Genomic DNA, 17210 nt, shown 5'->3' with positions numbered 1-17210 from the left:
GAAAGGCTATTCGTTTTTTAAATTTTACCATAGTATTTTCTGATAAACCATTCAGTTGATAATAATGCTACAGCTAATAATAAAATCCATTTCCAATCTATTAAATTCTGCTTTTTGGTAACTGATTTTTGAATAGTATAGTATGAGGTATCTGATGATAGCATACTTAACAAATCATCAACTTTATCAGAATAGGTTAGTTTACCATCAGTTTTTAAAGCTAAAGAATTCATTTTTTTTGAATTTGCATTGGTAAATTGTTCTTCTATTTGATAATCGGTAATTTTAAATTTTCCGTAGCTATTTATTTTTTGATTAACTACTGATACTTTATAAGAATAATCACCTGACAATAGTCCTTCAACTGACACTTGATAGGAATTATTAACTAATGAAAAAGGAAGCCTTTTTTTCTCTTTGGTTTTACTATTTGTAATCAATAATTCTAATGAAGCTCTATTATCAAACTTATAATTTTTATCTACATAAAATGCCGAAATTGTTATTGATTCGTTAGCAGGATATAAACGTTTACTTTTTACATCTAATCTTTTTCTTTTTTTAGTAGATGCTAAATATTGTACAAGGTTTCCTATAAAAGCATCAAAAACATCAAATGATTGTTCTTTTAAAAAACTTGCTGCTCTCCATTTCCAAATTCCTTCTCCAAATAAAACAGCATACTTATTTGTATTGCTTTCAATAGTTGCTAATAAGGGTTCTGTTGTTTTAATACTTGCATATTTCTGATGTAATAATATTTGTGAATCTGCATTAATTTTAACTTCTCCAAACCAATCTTGTAATGGCGGAAATTCATTAAAACCGATATCTTTTTGTAAAAATGTCGAAAAACTTGTATTATATATGGCACTATAATCTTCTGATTGCCTTATTACTTGCTTTTTAAACCCAATTTGTTGCTTATTTAAAAAATTCCAATCTGTTTTAGTTCCAGATATTACTAAATAATTAGAATTTATTTTTTCAAACACTTTTTTAAAATAAAAATTTGGTTGATATAAAACAAAAAACTGATAATCAGAAAATTTAATACTTTTATCTTTTATTAAAGCAATATCAACAGTTCGTTGTTTATTACTTTCTATTGCCTTTTTTATAGCTCCTAAATCTGGATGTAAGATTGAACTTAAAACCAATACTTTTGTTTGTTCATCTATTACTTCTACTGAAAAATTTTGATAGTTATTTTTCGTATTCTTTTCGTTCTTTATTTTACTTATAGATGTTGTATAATAATGAATACCTTTTTTATTTGATATTAAATTTGTAGTAACTGTTTGTGTAGGATTATCAGGTGAAAATTGAAGCTTTTTAGAAAAAACTTTTTTTCCTTTATTCATAATAGAATAAACTGCAGTTATAGCTTCTTTTCCTTCATAATATAAGAAAGCTTCTACAGGGAATTTATTTTTTATATAGCTGTATTTATTAACATTTAACTGTGAAATTTGGAGATCTTGATATACAGTGGTATCGCCTACAACAATTGGAAATATTTTATTTTTTGAGTTTATATATTCATAATCATCTCCGGTTGTCTGATTTCCATCACTAATTAAAATCGTCGCATTATTATTATTTTTATGCAACTCATTTATTGATTGTATAGCTTTTGTAACATCAGTTTGTGTTTCTTTAAATGATAAACTATCTAAAACAGTAACATCATTACCGAAAGAAAAAAATTGAACTTCAAACTTATCTTTAATTTCTTTACTCTCTTTTACTTGTTCTATAATACTTAGTACCTTTTTTTCTTCTTTAAAATGGTTTATAGAAAGTGAATTATCTACCAATACAGATAAAATAGGTTTACTATTCTCTGTTTCAATAATTTTTATTTTCGGGTTTATAAATAATAAAGCAAGTAAAAACAAACTTAAAGCTTTTAACCAAAAAAGCAATATGTGTATTTTAGGGTTGTTTTTTATTTTATAGAAATATTGAAAAAAAGCAATAGCTACGCTTAACAAAACAGCTAAAACAATATAAATAAGAGTTATAGATTCCACCAATAATATTTTAATCTGTGAAGATAAAAAAAGCTTTCAAATAAAAATAGGTTGATGAATGTATTTATTCGTTTGTTAATTTGGGTTTTGCTTCATAAATTTTAAAAAACATGATAGATGCAATATTTCTTGCTCTTTCTCTAGCATCATTCGCCTTTGCTCCATAAAAAAGTGATTCTATAGTTTCAAACCATAGTTGCAACCATCTTCCAAAATGTTCTTGAGAAATACTATGGTTAAAGTTTCTATCTAAATCTTTATGGGCTTTCATTGGATTTCCTTTAAATTTTCTAACAAAAAAAAGATTCGTTTCCCAAAAATCTGTAAGCTTCTGTAAGTGGCTTTCCCATTTTTCTTCAGGAATTGCTTTTAAAAAAATAGGTCCTATAAAATCATCTTTCTTAAGTTTATTATAAAAAGTTGATACCAATAAATAAACATCATCTCTATTTTCAATTTCTTTTCTCCCCATTTAAAAACTTATATTAATACACTGCAAAAATATCTTTTTACACACTACTAATTTATGACTTAAATCATAAATGATATAAAATAATTGCAGCTTTAATTTAACAGGCTTAAAAAAAGGAATACTTAAATTCTTAAAACGAAAAGTTTACCCTTAAAATTTCCTATTATTAATAACTTATAAAAGCATAGGATTTTCTATTTTTGCCAAATACAACACAACAACAAAACATGAACTTAACAGAATTAAACGCCATCTCTCCTATTGATGGTAGATACCGTAATAAAATAGCAAATTTAGCAAACTATTTTTCTGAAGAAGCATTAATAAAATATAGAGTAAAAGTAGAAATTGAGTACTTTATTGCTTTATGTGAGATTCCTTTACCTCAATTAGCTGATTTTAACAAAGAATTATATGCTGATTTACGTAAAATATATGAAGAATTTTCTTCTGAAAATGCTCAAAAAATAAAAGATATTGAAGCGGTTACAAATCATGATGTAAAAGCAGTTGAATATTTTATTAAAGAAGAGTTTGATAAGCTAAACTTGAATAAGTATAAGGAGTTTATCCACTTCGGATTAACCTCTCAAGATATTAATAATACTGCTATTCCATTATCTATTAAAGATGCAATGGACGAAGTATACTACCCTGCTTTAGACGCTTTAGTTTCTAAATTAGCTGATTTAGCTGAAGAATGGGATGATATACCAATGTTAGCACGTACACATGGGCAACCAGCCTCTCCTACTCGTTTAGGAAAAGAGTTTTTTGTTTTTGTAGAGCGTATTAACAATCAAGCAATACATATACAACATACACCACACGCTGCTAAATTTGGTGGTGCAACAGGTAATTTTAATGCTCATAAAGTTGCATACCCAGATACTGACTGGAAAAATTTCGGAACTCATTTTGTTGAAAACATTTTAGGTTTACATCACTCTTTTCCAACTACTCAAATAGAACACTACGATCATATGGCTGCTTTATATGATGGTTTAAAGCGTGTAAATAATATTTTAATTGATTTAGATCGTGATGTTTGGACATACGTTTCTAACGATTATTTTAAGCAAAAAATTAAAGCTGGTGAAGTAGGTTCTTCTGCAATGCCACATAAAGTAAATCCGATTGATTTTGAAAACTCAGAAGGAAACTTAGGTTTAGCAAATGCTATTTTTGAGCATTTATCAGCAAAATTACCAATTTCAAGATTACAGCGCGATTTAACTGATAGTACTGTTTTACGTAATGTAGGTGTTCCTTTTGGTCATACTTTAATTGCTTTTTCATCTACTTTAAAAGGGTTGAATAAGTTATTATTAAATGAAGCTAAGTTTGCTGAAGATTTAGAAAACAATTGGGCGGTAGTAGCTGAAGCTATTCAAACAATATTACGTCGCGAAGCGTATCCTAATCCTTATGAGGCTCTAAAAGGATTAACGCGTACTAATGAAAAAATAAACCAAAAATCGATTGCTAATTTTATTGATACTTTAGAAGTTTCTTCTGAAATTAAAAATGAATTGAAAGCAATAACACCAGCTAACTATACAGGAATTTAATGAGATATTTACTTACTTTTTTAGTACTTTCTATGGTGTTTTCATGTACTCCAGAGAAAAAAGGTGACCCGAAACGTTTTATGTACGGTACTTTTGAGATTCCTGCAGGTAATGGATATGGTAAAACTACAATTATAAGAAAAGACAGTTTACAAATAGAAACCTATACTAAAAAAGTAAGTATTTCTACTGATAGTTTAGTTTCTGAGAAAGAAATAAAACATACAGATACGCTGTTTATAAAGTGGAAAAATAACTTTGCTTATTCACTGCGAATGAAAAGCCCAAAAACAGACTTAGATAAAGACCCGATATTCGTTCAAATTACAAAGGTTACTGATAGTTCTTTTAGTTTTACTGCAAGAATCGGTTATTCTAACTTTACTAATCCGGGAACCGTTTATAAAGTAAAATAACTACTTAATAAGATATATTGAAGCTTAAATATATCTTATTTTTTATATTTCTTTATTAAATAAGACCTATTAATAATCATTAATAGGTCTTATTTTTTATACATTTGCATCTTTATAGATGTATAATTTCAAAAAACATATAGCCCTTATATTTATACTTACGTTGTTAACACCAACTATAGTAAGAGCTTCTCATGATTTTTTTGAAGATCATGAACACATTACTTGTACTTCTAAAACTGATCATCATCTACATGAATTAGAAAATGATTGTGGTGATTTACATTTACAATTAAAACTTTTTAATTGCTATTTTGGTAATGATTACGATTTAATACAGAATGTTAATTATGTAAATAAATCTGTAGAAAAACCACAGCAATTAAACTCTCTATTTTTTTCACGCAAGTTTTCTCGAGGTCCACCTTGTATATAATTAAATTTTATTATTTAATTATATAATTATAAACTCAAATGAAATCAAAAAATATTGTTTTTACTTGTGTACTCTTGTTGTTATCATCAATTGTTGCTAGTCAAAACTGTAAGAATACATTTTCTGGTTTAATTGAGGATTTTCATGATAAATCTCCAATAGTTGGTGCTACTGTTTTTATTAAAAATCAAAACAAATACACAACTACTAATTTTGAAGGAAAATTTTCGTTACCAAATCTGTGTTCAGGTAAAATTATAGTCGAAATTTCTCACGTTGCTTGTGAACCTCAAATTCTTGAATTAAACATTAGTAAAGATGTTTATAAGATTATTGATTTAGAGCACCACGAAGAAGAACTAAACGAAGTTAATGTTAAAGGAGCTATAGGTTTAAAAACTAAAACAGCTCAAGAAACTTTAATTAAAACTAAAACATTAGATAAGTTTAGTGGAGCTTCTTTAGGTGATGCTTTAAAAAATATATCAGGAGTTTCATCTATCAATACTGGTAACAGTATTGTTAAACCTGTAATCAACGGTTTACATGGTAGTAGGGTTCTTGTTTCTTTTAATAATGTAAGGCTTCAAGACCAAGAATGGGGAATTGAACATGCACCAAATGTTGATGTTAACGCTGCTAAAACAATTTCAGTTATTAAAGGCGCAAATGCATTGCAATATGGTGGAGATGCTATTGGAGGTGTTGTTATTATAAATCCTATTAAAAGTAGCATAGATAAAGATACTTTATATGGAAAAAGTATTGTTTCTCAGCAAACCAATGGTCGTTTATTCTCTGTAACTACAAACTTAAATAGAAGTTATAAAAGTGGTTGGTTTATTAATGGTCAAGCATCATACAAAAGAGCTGGAGATTTTGAGGCTGCAAATTACAGTTTAACTAATACAGGAGTTAATTCAAAAGCCTTTACCTTTAATATAGGTAAAAAACAATTTGAAAATGGTTTTGAACTTTTTTATAGTTACTTAACTAATGAAACAGGAATTTTAAGAGCATCGCATTTTGGTAATATTGCCGATTTAGTTGCTGCAATTAAAAGCCCTAGACCGTTAATTATTGATGATTTTAGCTATACTATTAATAACCCAAAACAAGATGTAACACATCATTTATTAAAAGCTTCTTATTACAAGCGGTTTAAAGGGTTTGGTAAGTTATCATTACAATATGATTTTCAGATAAATAATAGATTAGAATTTGATAGAAGAATTGGTGATAAAAAAAATTTACAAGCGGTTGATTTAGATTTAACAACGCATAATTTTAAAGCCGATTTTAAATTAGATTCTGATCCTAACCATGTTTATAAGTTTGGAATTAGTGGATTATATCAAAATAATTTTCCAGATCCAATTACTAAAGTCAGAAGATTAATACCAGATTATAAAAAATTTAGTTTTGGGTCTTACGCCATTGCAAATTTTAAATTTGATGATGTGATTTTAACGGCTGGAGTACGATATGATTTAGAACATATTGATGCAAAAAAGTTTTATTTACAAAGTAGATGGAATTCTTTAAATTATCAAGATGATTTTAATGATATTGTTATAGATCCTAATGCATCTGGATCTCAAATTTTAACAAACCCTAAGTTTACATATCATAATATTTCCACTTCTTTAGGTGCAACTTATAATTTTGATAGCAACAATCTATTTATCGTTAATTATGGTTTAGCTAATAGAGCCCCTAATCCTTCTGAATTGTTTAGTGATGGTTTACATCATTCAGCTGCCAGAATAGAATTAGGTGATTTACGTATGCAAACAGAAGTTTCTAATCGAATTTCTGCTTCGTATAAGTATGCTAACGCTAAAGTAAATTTAACAATTGAAGGTTTTTACAATCACATTAAAAACTTTATTTATATAGAACCAACTGGTGAAGAAACAACAAATAGAGGTGCTTTTCCTGCTTGGACCTATAAACAAGTTAACGCTCAATTATTAGGTATTGATACGAATATAAAGTATCAAATAAATGATAATTTTGCTTTAACAAACAAAAGTTCTCTTTTAAAAGGTAGAGATTTATCAAGTAATAGACACTTGATTGACATACCTCCTTTTAAAACAGTAACGTCTCTAGTTTTCAAAAAAGAAAACTGGAAAAACTTTTATACTTCGCTAGAAAGCGAATATAATGCTAAACAAAACAGCTATCCAAATAATAATTTTGAAGCTTATTTACCGCTTTCAAATAGTTTTGAAGTTGTTGACATTAGCACTCCTCCGTCAGCATATCATCTTTTAAATTTTTCTACTGGTTTTGATTTTAATATGTCTCAAACAAAATTTAATTTAAATTTTTCAATAGACAATGTATTAAATAAAAATTATAGAAATTACTTAAATAGGTTACGATATTTTGCTGATGATTTGGGGAGAAATTTTAAAATTCAAATAAAAATTAATTATTAAAAAACAACAAAATGAAAAATATTAAATTATTAGCAGCTTTATTTATTTTAACATTAGCAATTACTTCATGTTCTGATGACACTCCAGTACCAGTACATGAAGAAGAAGTTATTACAACAATGACTATTGAATTAACACCTAACGGAGGTGGTGATAAAGTAACTATACAAAGTAAAGATGCTGACGGTGAAGGACCAACTGCACCTGTTGTTACAGGAGGTACATTAGTCGCAAACAAAACCTATAGTGGAGTTATTAAATTATTGAATGAGATAGAAACTCCTTCTGAAGATATTACTTTAGAAGTTGCTGAAGAGGCTGATGAACATCAATTTTTTTATAGCGCAAACGGTGTATCAGGTACATTTGCTTACGCTGGTAATAATGATGCAAACGGAAACCCTGTAGGTATTAATTTTACTGTAACTACTGGTGATGCTGGTACTGGTAATTATGTTGTAACTTTAAGACACGAGCCTTCTAAAAGCGCTACTGGTGTAAAAGAAGGAGATATTACTAATGCTGGTGGAGAAACTGATATACAAGTTACTTTCCCTATAACAGTACAATAATCATTATATTTTGTGACGTCCTGAAATAGCGTTACATGATTAATAATTTAAAGGTAGTGATTTTATATCGCTACCTTTCTTGTTTTTATAGGTTTTTCTTTTTAATTTATTTTGAGTATGCATTTGGTTAGGTGTTAACATATGATTAGATAAATGTGGTCTAATTTGATTATAAATTTTAATTGCATTTTTGACCAAATCAGTTTTAATTTTTAAAACCGTATCATATTTATCAATATCAAATTCTTGTTTTAGTATTCCATTAACCCTTTCTGCTATTGCATTTTCATAAGGATCATATTGTTCTGTCATACTTGGTAATATATTATTATCTATCAAAAGCTTTTGATAATCATTAGCACAATATTGTAATCCTCTATCAGAATGATGAATTAACGGTTCTTGTTTGTGTTTTCTAGTTTTTAGTGCCATTTCTAAAGCACCTAAAGAGCCCGATACATTTAAGCTATTAGAAACATTATAGCCTACAATTTTTTTAGAATACGCGTCAGTTATTAAAGCTAAATAACTTGGATTCTTTCGATTTCCTATATAAGTGATATCATTTACCCAAACCTCTTCTGGCCTACTAATTTCTAGGGTTTTAATTTGATTTTTATGCTTTCTAAATCGATGATGAGAATCCGTAGTTATATGATAACTTCTTTTAGGTTTTATCAACATCTGATTGGTTTTTAAGATTCTAAATAATTTATCGCGTCCTATTTTTAGATCCTTTAGTTGATTCTCTAATAAATAATAGAGTTTACGAGTTCCTATTTTAGGCATTTTAATACGAACTTCATTTACTAAACATAGCACCTGTCGCGCTAAAGCTCTTTTGTGTTTTAATCTTTTTACAGATCGATAGTATACCTGTCTATTTACCCCGAGTAATTCACAGAAAGAAACTAATGTTTCTTTGCGTTCTGCTTTGTAGAAATCGATAACTCGGGTGTGTAATTTTTTCTGATATCAATACTATATTCTTTTTCCGCTAAATCAACTAGCATATCAAAAATGATAACTTTTTTATCAGCTCGTTCAGCTAAATGCTCTGCTCGGTTCTTTTGTTTCTCAAGCAATTTAATTTTTGCTTCAAGTTCCAATATTTTTTGTTCAGGTGTTTTTGACATAACAGTAATAGATTCATGTTCCCAATCAAAGTTACCATATTTTTTTAACCAATTAAGAATCGTTGAACCCGCTTGAATACCGTATTTAACTTTTGCTTGACTCTTTGTAAGAAATCCTTGTTCTATTTCTGAAACTAATTGAAGTTTAAAAAAAATCGAATAATCTTTTTGTGTACGCTTTACATACCCCGAATTTACTGAGTTTTTCATTATACTAAGTTTTTAGTGTAACGCTATTTCAGGACGAGACATTTTATAATAAATAAAAAACTTCCCAAATTGGGGAGTTTTTTTGTGTAATAAAGTTTTATACCATTTCTAATTTAACTTGAGTTCGATATAAAAAATCTACGTTTATAAATTGTTATTTCAAGTTACTTCCTTCAAAAATTATATAATTTAATAGAGGTCAATAGATAATTACCTATATTTTAATTGGAAGACCATGGATAATGTCTGGTTGAGCGCAGTCGAAATCTGTTTTTTTGAGGCTAATAGTTCTCGACTGAGTTCGAACTGACAACAAGGATACACCACTCTGTTTAAAACCAGTTGCTTAATGATATGCATTTAACTACTGACCTCTATAATTTAAAAAACGAAAAATGCTATTCTCGTTACTAAATTCTTTCAGAATTTCATTCAAACTGACATCTTTTTCTTATACTGAACTCAGGTTAGTTAAAAATAGTGTTTAAATTATAAGACTACTTCTGCAAACTTTCTTTATGATATATTTTGGCAAATATAATTTCAATATAAATAGCTACTTCAATATTTGTTTTTCCTTCTTCTAACATTTTAAAAATTGCTCCTAAATGTTTTTGTTTAAAATTATATATAATTCCGTTGGCTTCTTTTATGTTTACAGCTTCTATACCTTTTAATTTATCTAATGTAAACTTGTTTGCGAAATAAGCTTCTTTTCTTTTTTGTAAAAACCTTTTCATTCTTACATCTTCTTTTTTTGTTGAATTATTATAAACAGTAAGCGCCTTAGTATATTTTTGTTTTATAATATGTTCTATTTTTGAAGCATCTCTATATAATTTTTTTAACCCTTTAAATACTAAACTGTAATACCTATCTAAAAACTCTTGATTTTTATGAATTACATCTAAATAAGCTATTGCTTTACTTTTGTATTTAGTTTTAGACTTTAATTCAGCATCAAGCATTTCTTGTTTTGCTTTTTCTAAATTATCTTTAATCGTTTTAATCTCTTTAATTTCTTCGAATTTTTGCTGTTTGGCTATAGCTATAATTTCAGATGTAATTTCACTTAATCCTCCTTTAAACTCATAGGCTCTATATCTAAAACTGAATTGATTGTTTTTGGTTTTGCGAATTTTCTTTTTTGCAGATAAATCAAATGCATAATTATAACCTAACGTTACTGTTAAATCTTGCGTATTTTTAAGCGCATTCATTCTAAACAATTGTATTGCATTTATATTAAAGTTATGTTTTTCTTTATAAATATAATTTGCATTTGCACACAAGTTCGCTGCACTCGTTTTGTTTATTTTACTATTGTTTTGATTATATGAGCTACTAAAAGTAGCATTTAATTTATCTTTTAAGAACTTTTTATTGATTGCTAACGTTGGCCCCCATGTATACGCATTTTCTTTTCCTATTGTATTATACGTCGTATTTAACGCCGAAGTAATATTCATCTTCTTTTTAGGTAACCCTAATGTATATGAGGTATTAAAATTATGAAATGTTGATCCGTTCCCTAATCGTACAATACCATTTTCTGCATTTGCAACTACTGCCAATGAATAATTAGCATTTAAATTCTGTCGCTTATTTTTACTATTTTCAAGTATGTAACTAAAACCAACATTAGCATTTTGCGATAATTGTTTGTAATTAAAACGCTCTTGTTCATTATCTAATAAATTATCATCGTTTATTACATCAAATTGGTCTAATTTATTATTCGTAAATGTTGAAAAATTAGAGTAACTTCCTGTAATGTTTATTTTTTTATTTAATGCATAGCTTGCATTTATACTACCTACTGTTCTGTTCGTATTTGTTTCTTTTTGATTTGCTAAATCATCTCTTTGATATCCTATATTAAACGATATATTTACTTTATTATTAAATACAGAGGTATTTCCGTTTAGCGTAATATTTTCAAAATCATTATTAAAAAAATAAGCTCCTAGTGTTTGATACCCTGGATCTATTCGTTCATAACCAACACCAAATCTAAATTTATCAAAACTGTATTCAATTGCTGTTTTAAATGCTTTATAATGTTCTGTTGATGCTCTATTATCAAAAAGCATTCCTGAAATCCCACTACCGTTATTTACTTTTTGTGCTCTTAAATCTTGTGTAATAGCGGTTGAAGCATATTCTCCTTTAAACCTTAATCCTTCCATAAGAAGTACCGAACCAGACATACTTAATACTAAGTTTTCTTTAGGCAATACTTTTTTTTCTTCAGGAATTACGCTAAGTGAGTTTATTTTATCTTTTGCATAAAACCCTATAAATTCTATAGTATATTTTTCCTTTTTAAAACCTACTTTAGCTCCGTATCCCATACGTTTAAAAGCAGGTTGCGTTCTAGCATCATCACTATCTTCTGTTGCTTTTAATAAACGACCATACATTGCTGAAAAAGTAAGAGCTCCTTTTGGTGTTAAATCTACTCCTCCACCTGTAAATTGATGCCCTGCTAATGTATATGGAGAAAAAGTCATACTTACATCACCTACATGCCCTTGTACCCATTTATATTTAGGGTGTAAGCTTAAACGATTAAAACTAAATGGTAACTGATAATCTAAATCGTCTCCTTGGTTAGAAAAACTATAACTAACGGGTATCGAAAATTCATATACATTAAAATTTAAGCTTCCTTGCAAAAAATAAGTAAAAGGTGCTCTAGCTACATTCTGATTTGATGAATAAAACACCGAATTTGCGGCTATATTACCACTTACTTTAAAAGGTTTACCTCTACCTATAGTTGCAAAATCTAATTGCTGACCAACAATACTCTGTGTACAAATTATTATAAACACTACTAATTTAAGTAGCTTTTTCTTCTTCATTTTAATCATTAAAAATGTACTTTTCTTTCTTTTTCTTTTTCTTTAACTTTATCTAGCAAAACAACCTTTTGAATCTTTTACTTTTACCCTGTAATTCCCTTTGGCTAAATTACCTATTTTTGTATTGTTTTTACTTATAAATGGAAACCATGTTTCATCATCTGCCTTAGTACCCGAATAATCAACCCAATTTGTACCGTTATAAAATTGTACAACCTCTTCTTTTGTTAATTGATATAAAAATGTTCTTTCTCCTTCCCCTTCTGCTTTAATATTTATATATCCATTACTTTTTTCAAAACATGTTTCATCTGAGGCATTGATAATAGAGAATTTTACTTTGTTTGCTTTAGCAATCTCAAAATCTGCTGGAATTAAACTAGACCAAGATGGATCGTCTTTACCAATACTTTCCTTTTTATTGTGTGTTTGAAATTTTATTGTATGATTACCTGAATTTAATGGTGCTAGCCATGTGTAACTAAATGTACCGTCTTTATTGTCAGTTAATTTATTACTCGTATATTCTTGATTAATTAACACATTATTTTCATCATAAAGTGTCATAACCAAAGTTTCTTCATCAGATGTGTATAAATCTCTTTTTAAATTTAACGTGAAACCTCCGTCTATAGAATAATTACATGTTGTTTTAACTGGTTTTATACTACTTAGTTCTGGAGGAGCTGCAAGTATATTAAAACTAAAAATATCTGAAAAAATTACTGGAAGTTTTAATGTTCCAGTATCATTCATTATCAACCTAGAATTATCTAATACTGCTTTTATTTTTAAAGTTTTATTTACCTGTATATTTTCATCTTTTAAAATTTTTCCTACAGTAGATTTCATAGGGAAATTATGTTTTATGCTTTCAGGAAAATCTTTAAACCCTTTATTATCATAATTATACTTCCATATAACTTCAGGAATTTTCACGATATTGTCTGCCGTAAATGTATTTTCCTTCGTTTTAAATAACAAATCATTTTTAGATCTTGCACCATCTAAAGGTTGTACATAATAAGGTAAGTAAATTCCTAAATAAGCAAAAGTATTTAATTCTGAAGGTATTTTTGTTATTTTCTTAACTGTACAAGAAAAATCTCTAATAATTGTTTCATGCCCTCCTGCAGAATATTCATATTTATTAAAATAAATTCGATTATCACTACTAATACAGTAACGAACTACATTACCAGAAGTTCTATGCATTTCATGTACTCTAGTACTTACAGAAGGTCTTACAACTTTATGAATACCTGTTGGTGTGTGAAAAACACCTCTAGGTGAAGTAGTTACACGTACGTAATAATTATAAAACCTTTGGCCAGTAACTTCTTTTGTACCATTACTAAACCAAATTGCATATTCTTGCCCAAAACCTAAAAAACTATAAAATAATAGTATTAGTAATAATATTTTTTTCATTTACTTAAACTTAACCTCTTTTTACTTTCTTATTTAATTCTCTTAAACTTCTTATTCCTTTTTTGCTATTAATTTCTGACTAACAACACTCTGTATACAAATTATTATAAGCATTACTAATTTAAGTAGCTTCTTATTTTTAATCATTAAAAATGTACTTTTCTTTCTTTTTTCTTTAACTTTATCTAGCAAAACAACCTTTTGAATCTTTTACTTTTACCCTGTAATTTCCTTTTGCTAAATCACCTATTTTTGTATTGTTTTTACTTATAAATGGAAACCATGTTTCATCATTTTCCTTAGTACCCGAGTAATCAACCCAATTTGCACCGTTATAAAACTGTACAACCTGTTCTTTTGTTAATTGATATAAAAATGTTCTTTCTCCTTCCCCTTCTGCTTTAATATTTATATATCCATTACTTTTTTCAAAACATGTTTCATCTGAGGTATTAATAATTGAAAATTTTACTTTTTCTGGTTTTACAATAGCAAATGAATTTGAAAATTCTAGACTGTCCCAAGATGCATCATTTTTATCGATACCTTCATTTTTATTATGTGTTTGAAATTTTACTTTATAATTACCCGCATCTAATAATTTTACCCATGTATAACCATAAATACCGCTTCCAGTATTTACTAAGCTAGATGTAAATTCTTGGTTAATTAATATTGCTTGATTATCTCCATCGTATAGTGTAACTACTAATGTTTCATTAGCATTTAAATCTCTTTTAAAATTTAAGGTAAAACCTCCGTCTATTGAATAATTACATGTTGTTTTATTAGTAGTCACAGTATCTAATTCTGGTGAACAACCGATTACTGAATAGCTTAAAATGTCGGAATATGCATTTACATTCGTTTCTCCTTTTATAGAAGTATACCTAACTCTTAATTGTACATTTTCTGCAACATTTAATCCTGTGAAATCTGATTTTGATATGTTAACAGAAGCTGGATTGTTCCCATACGGTAATAACTCTTCCCAATTAGTATTACTTGGTATTTTATACTCTAATGCATAGTTACAATTCGTAGATATTAATACGTTTTTAGGTTCGCATGCCTTTAACTCGTTATTGGTAGCACTATAACTATTTATAGCTTTGAAATCTTCTATTTTAATTAAATTAAATTTAGTTACACTACCTGTTATACAATTATTGCTATTAACAACCTGAGAAATAAAACTTGAATTACTGGAGCATTCATTAAAACTTTGTAGAGAACTCTCTACATAAGGTCCCATACATGATGTTAAAGTACCCGCTACAGAATAAGCACTCGTTTGAAGTTTGTCTATTTCTTTAGCTGTATTAAATATGTGAAAAACATCTACCGTTACATAATTACCATATGAAGTAGCATTATATATGCTATTTTTCACATTATCTTCTATATAGTACATCCTAACTTCCCATGCTGGTTGTATTGAACTCGTAGAAAAAGTAGCTTTATATTCTAACAAATATGTATGCTGCCCATAACTGACACAGGTAAAAAATAATAAGTATATATATATTAATTTATTTTTCATTATTCCTTTTTATAATTTTCTACTACTTTTCTTATGTTCTTTTATTGTTTCTTTTTATTCCCGATGGCGCGGATTTGCAATCTGTGCCTATTTCTTTATTAATCTATAAAAATCATACATACTTCTAAGTCATTATCTAAATCAGCATAATTGCTGAGCTGAACTAAAATAATAATCCCCTCGCTAGCGCAAGCGTCACGCTTGTGTCTATGTGCATTAATTCTTATCATAAATCTATCTCTAAAACGGTTTGATCATCTTGATAATTTCTTGCACTACTATATTTCCAATCTACTGGGTCTGTCACAAAACCACTCTCAACAGGATTATTATGTATATAGTTAATTTTTTGCTGTATTACCTTTTCGCTCCATAACTCAATTGGTTTATTATGTTGCTGCCAAAACTGACGTTTCTTAACATTACTCTTTTTACTACCCGCTCTTTCTAACATCCATAATATAAATTCCTTTCTACTTTCTTGTGGATTTTCATCTATTGTTTTTATTAATTTCCTTGCTGTAAATCCTTTAAAATCTCTAATTAAATCTGAAGGATTTTCATCTATTGCTCTAAAAATTAAATGAATATGACTCGGCATAAAACAATACGCAAATACTTCCATTCCTTTTTCTTTTCTGCAATAATCTATACTTTCTTCTAATACAGAAAAATAAACCTGCCTTGTAAAAATATCTAACCAATAAACTGTTGCAAAACTTATAAAGTATGCTGCTGATTCGTTATGAAATTTATACTTTCTACTCATTGTTTATTACTTCTTTTATTTTTCTTACTCATACTGTCACGAGCAGGATGCTCGCGCTAGCAGAGGGGGATTCATTTTTCACCGTATTCCTTTCAGTATTTTTACTACGTCCTCTACCTTGACCAACTGAGACCCCAAAAAAGTTGTAACGTCATGTTGTCTTTGTAACATAATTGGTGTCACTTTTTTATATAAATTAACCTCTGTAAACTTTTGCATCTTCCTTAAATCCATATATGGTTTAAATCCAAAATTTAACTTAGAAAATTGACTTAAACTGCCTAACAACCTACAAACCAACATTATATCATATCCAGAATACCCTGCAAATAAAATAAAAACCCAATTTCCTTGTAAAAACATTTCATCTTTTTCATTATCAATATCATTTAATACAAATACATTTTTTGGTATATCCTTTATTTGCATAAGGTAACTTACATTTACCGAATCATATGTCAAATGAATTTTACTATTTTCCATTTTATAATCCCTTTAAAATTTTAATAGCGTTCCGTAAACTAACTATTTATCTATTTTTTCTAACTCTTTTTTAAGGTATTATCTCTTACCCCTTCTGGTTATTAATAACATTGTCTTTTAAACCTTCTAAAAGACGATTTCCTATCTTCAAAAAAATCATCAATAGTGAGAATCAATTCTAAACGCTTATAATAATTTTCCAAATTATCATCATCTACAGAGTTCGTTAATATTCACTTATGAGCGTAAATAAACCTTATTAAATATTATTATACCTCAAAATTATTAATTTTTGAATAATATTATTTAGTCATAGTCTCATAAAATTCCCATCACAATACTCATATAGTCAAAAGCAATATATTCTCACTAGTGAGGGCTCAAAACAACTCTTTAAAAGAACGATTAACTTATTTTTTTTTTAAAGAATGTAACTTTAAAACATCTCTCCAATTTTCAAGAATTTGAATAAATTCACGTATATCTAATTTGACTCTTGGAACTTTAGGGTATTGATATTCATCCTCTATATAAATTACCCTATCATTTACAAAAACATCTATTCCATTATCATAACCAAGAACAGTAAAACAACTTCCTAAAACATCATCTTCCCAATAACCATTAAATTTATTTTCTATTAAATTTTCTAAATTTGAAGATTCTTTACATATCATCTTAAATTCATCTATGACTTCTTCTAGATATGAATAAATACAAAGTGTATTAAGTAAATCCTGAAGAGGCTTTAGTTTTAACCCTACAATCTCGATTATAGGCTTATTATGTTCATTCCATATGATATAATTAAAATCCATAAA

15 protein-coding genes are annotated in these 17210 nt (G+C 27.9%); 5 read left to right on the top strand and 10 right to left on the bottom strand.

Annotation, left to right across the window (positions count from 1 at the left end; all coding sequences use genetic code 11):
- Positions 1–17: 17 nt before the first annotated feature.
- Both H518_RS0110130 and H518_RS0110125 read right to left on the bottom strand, forming a co-directional pair.
- The gene (locus H518_RS0110130; protein WP_028888937.1) at positions 18–2036 is read right to left on the bottom strand and encodes a vWA domain-containing protein; all 2019 of its coding nucleotides are present in this window, start codon (positions 2034–2036) and stop codon (positions 18–20) included.
- A gap of 64 nt (positions 2037–2100) precedes the next feature.
- Positions 2101–2508, bottom strand: a complete 408-nt coding sequence (locus H518_RS0110125) for a group III truncated hemoglobin (RefSeq protein ID WP_028888936.1) — start codon at positions 2506–2508, stop codon at positions 2101–2103.
- 227 nt (positions 2509–2735) lie between these two features.
- Here H518_RS0110125 and purB point away from each other — a divergent pair, with 227 nt between their 5' ends.
- The 5 genes from purB to H518_RS0110100 all read left to right on the top strand — a co-directional run bounded on the left by purB (position 2736) and on the right by H518_RS0110100 (position 7950).
- Positions 2736–4079, top strand: a complete 1344-nt coding sequence (purB, locus tag H518_RS0110120) for an adenylosuccinate lyase (RefSeq protein WP_028888935.1) — start codon at positions 2736–2738, stop codon at positions 4077–4079.
- Positions 4079–4495, top strand: coding sequence for a hypothetical protein (locus H518_RS0110115; protein ID WP_028888934.1), 417 nt, complete (start codon positions 4079–4081; stop codon positions 4493–4495). The genes purB and H518_RS0110115 overlap by 1 nt, the downstream gene beginning before the upstream one ends.
- Positions 4496–4613: 118 nt before the next feature.
- On the top strand, positions 4614–4931 hold the full coding sequence (locus tag H518_RS0110110) for a hypothetical protein (RefSeq protein WP_028888933.1): 318 nt from the start codon (positions 4614–4616) through the stop codon (positions 4929–4931).
- 38 nt (positions 4932–4969) lie between these two features.
- Positions 4970–7378: a TonB-dependent receptor gene (locus H518_RS0110105; RefSeq protein WP_028888932.1), complete on the top strand. Its 2409-nt coding sequence runs from the start codon at positions 4970–4972 to the stop codon at positions 7376–7378.
- An 11-nt stretch (positions 7379–7389) separates the two neighbouring features.
- Positions 7390–7950, top strand: a complete 561-nt coding sequence (locus H518_RS0110100; RefSeq protein WP_028888931.1) for a hypothetical protein — start codon at positions 7390–7392, stop codon at positions 7948–7950.
- A gap of 39 nt (positions 7951–7989) precedes the next feature.
- On the opposite strand, the gene H518_RS19675 is transcribed toward H518_RS0110100, so the two are convergent.
- The 8 genes from H518_RS19675 to H518_RS0110055 all read right to left on the bottom strand — a co-directional run bounded on the left by H518_RS19675 (position 7990) and on the right by H518_RS0110055 (position 17207).
- Positions 7990–8898 carry an IS3 family transposase gene (locus tag H518_RS19675; protein ID WP_051263734.1) on the bottom strand — a complete coding sequence of 303 codons (909 nt, stop codon included), beginning with the start codon at positions 8896–8898 and terminating at the stop codon, positions 7990–7992.
- A complete protein-coding gene (locus H518_RS21330) occupies positions 8862–9296 on the bottom strand; it encodes a transposase (protein WP_028888930.1) in 435 nt (144 codons plus the stop codon). The genes H518_RS19675 and H518_RS21330 overlap by 37 nt, the downstream gene beginning before the upstream one ends.
- A gap of 497 nt (positions 9297–9793) precedes the next feature.
- Positions 9794–12163, bottom strand: a complete 2370-nt coding sequence (locus H518_RS0110085; RefSeq protein ID WP_028888929.1) for a porin family protein — start codon at positions 12161–12163, stop codon at positions 9794–9796.
- Between the two features lie 48 nt (positions 12164–12211).
- Positions 12212–13594 carry a hypothetical protein gene (locus H518_RS0110080; protein ID WP_028888928.1) on the bottom strand — a complete coding sequence of 461 codons (1383 nt, stop codon included), beginning with the start codon at positions 13592–13594 and terminating at the stop codon, positions 12212–12214.
- A 181-nt stretch (positions 13595–13775) separates the two neighbouring features.
- Entirely contained in the window at positions 13776–15137 is a 1362-nt protein-coding gene (locus H518_RS0110070; RefSeq protein WP_155995201.1) for a hypothetical protein, read from the bottom strand.
- Positions 15138–15363: 226 nt separating this feature from the next.
- On the bottom strand, positions 15364–15906 hold the full coding sequence (locus H518_RS0110065; RefSeq protein ID WP_028888926.1) for an REP-associated tyrosine transposase: 543 nt from the start codon (positions 15904–15906) through the stop codon (positions 15364–15366).
- A gap of 78 nt (positions 15907–15984) precedes the next feature.
- Positions 15985–16389, bottom strand: a complete 405-nt coding sequence (locus tag H518_RS0110060) for a hypothetical protein (RefSeq protein WP_028888925.1) — start codon at positions 16387–16389, stop codon at positions 15985–15987.
- Between the two features lie 410 nt (positions 16390–16799).
- Complete coding sequence (locus H518_RS0110055; protein WP_028888924.1) at positions 16800–17207, bottom strand: hypothetical protein; 408 nt, start codon at positions 17205–17207, stop codon at positions 16800–16802.
- Positions 17208–17210 lie beyond the last annotated feature (3 nt).

Source organism: Tenacibaculum ovolyticum DSM 18103 (assembly GCF_000430545.1).
Taxonomy (GTDB): Bacteria; Bacteroidota; Bacteroidia; order Flavobacteriales; family Flavobacteriaceae; genus Polaribacter; species Polaribacter ovolyticus.
The sequence above is the reverse complement of the archived record's forward strand: the minus strand, read 5'-3'. Positions and strand labels throughout refer to the sequence as shown.

Excerpts from the sequence above, each read along its gene's own strand:
- H518_RS0110125 (WP_028888936.1), bottom strand. The coding sequence starts at position 2,508 with ATGGGGAGAAAAGAAATTGAAAATAGAGATGATGTTTATTTATTGGTA.
- purB (WP_028888935.1), top strand. The coding sequence starts at position 2,736 with ATGAACTTAACAGAATTAAACGCCATCTCTCCTATTGATGGTAGATAC.
- H518_RS0110115 (WP_028888934.1), top strand. The coding sequence starts at position 4,079 with ATGAGATATTTACTTACTTTTTTAGTACTTTCTATGGTGTTTTCATGT.
- H518_RS0110110 (WP_028888933.1), top strand. The coding sequence starts at position 4,614 with ATGTATAATTTCAAAAAACATATAGCCCTTATATTTATACTTACGTTG.
- H518_RS0110105 (WP_028888932.1), top strand. The coding sequence starts at position 4,970 with ATGAAATCAAAAAATATTGTTTTTACTTGTGTACTCTTGTTGTTATCA.
- H518_RS0110100 (WP_028888931.1), top strand. The coding sequence starts at position 7,390 with ATGAAAAATATTAAATTATTAGCAGCTTTATTTATTTTAACATTAGCA.
- H518_RS21330 (WP_028888930.1), bottom strand. The coding sequence starts at position 9,296 with ATGAAAAACTCAGTAAATTCGGGGTATGTAAAGCGTACACAAAAAGAT.
- H518_RS0110085 (WP_028888929.1), bottom strand. The coding sequence starts at position 12,163 with ATGAAGAAGAAAAAGCTACTTAAATTAGTAGTGTTTATAATAATTTGT.
- H518_RS0110080 (WP_028888928.1), bottom strand. The coding sequence starts at position 13,594 with ATGAAAAAAATATTATTACTAATACTATTATTTTATAGTTTTTTAGGT.
- H518_RS0110070 (WP_155995201.1), bottom strand. The coding sequence starts at position 15,137 with ATGAAAAATAAATTAATATATATATACTTATTATTTTTTACCTGTGTC.
- H518_RS0110065 (WP_028888926.1), bottom strand. The coding sequence starts at position 15,906 with ATGAGTAGAAAGTATAAATTTCATAACGAATCAGCAGCATACTTTATA.
- H518_RS0110060 (WP_028888925.1), bottom strand. The coding sequence starts at position 16,389 with ATGGAAAATAGTAAAATTCATTTGACATATGATTCGGTAAATGTAAGT.
- H518_RS0110055 (WP_028888924.1), bottom strand. The coding sequence starts at position 17,207 with ATGGATTTTAATTATATCATATGGAATGAACATAATAAGCCTATAATC.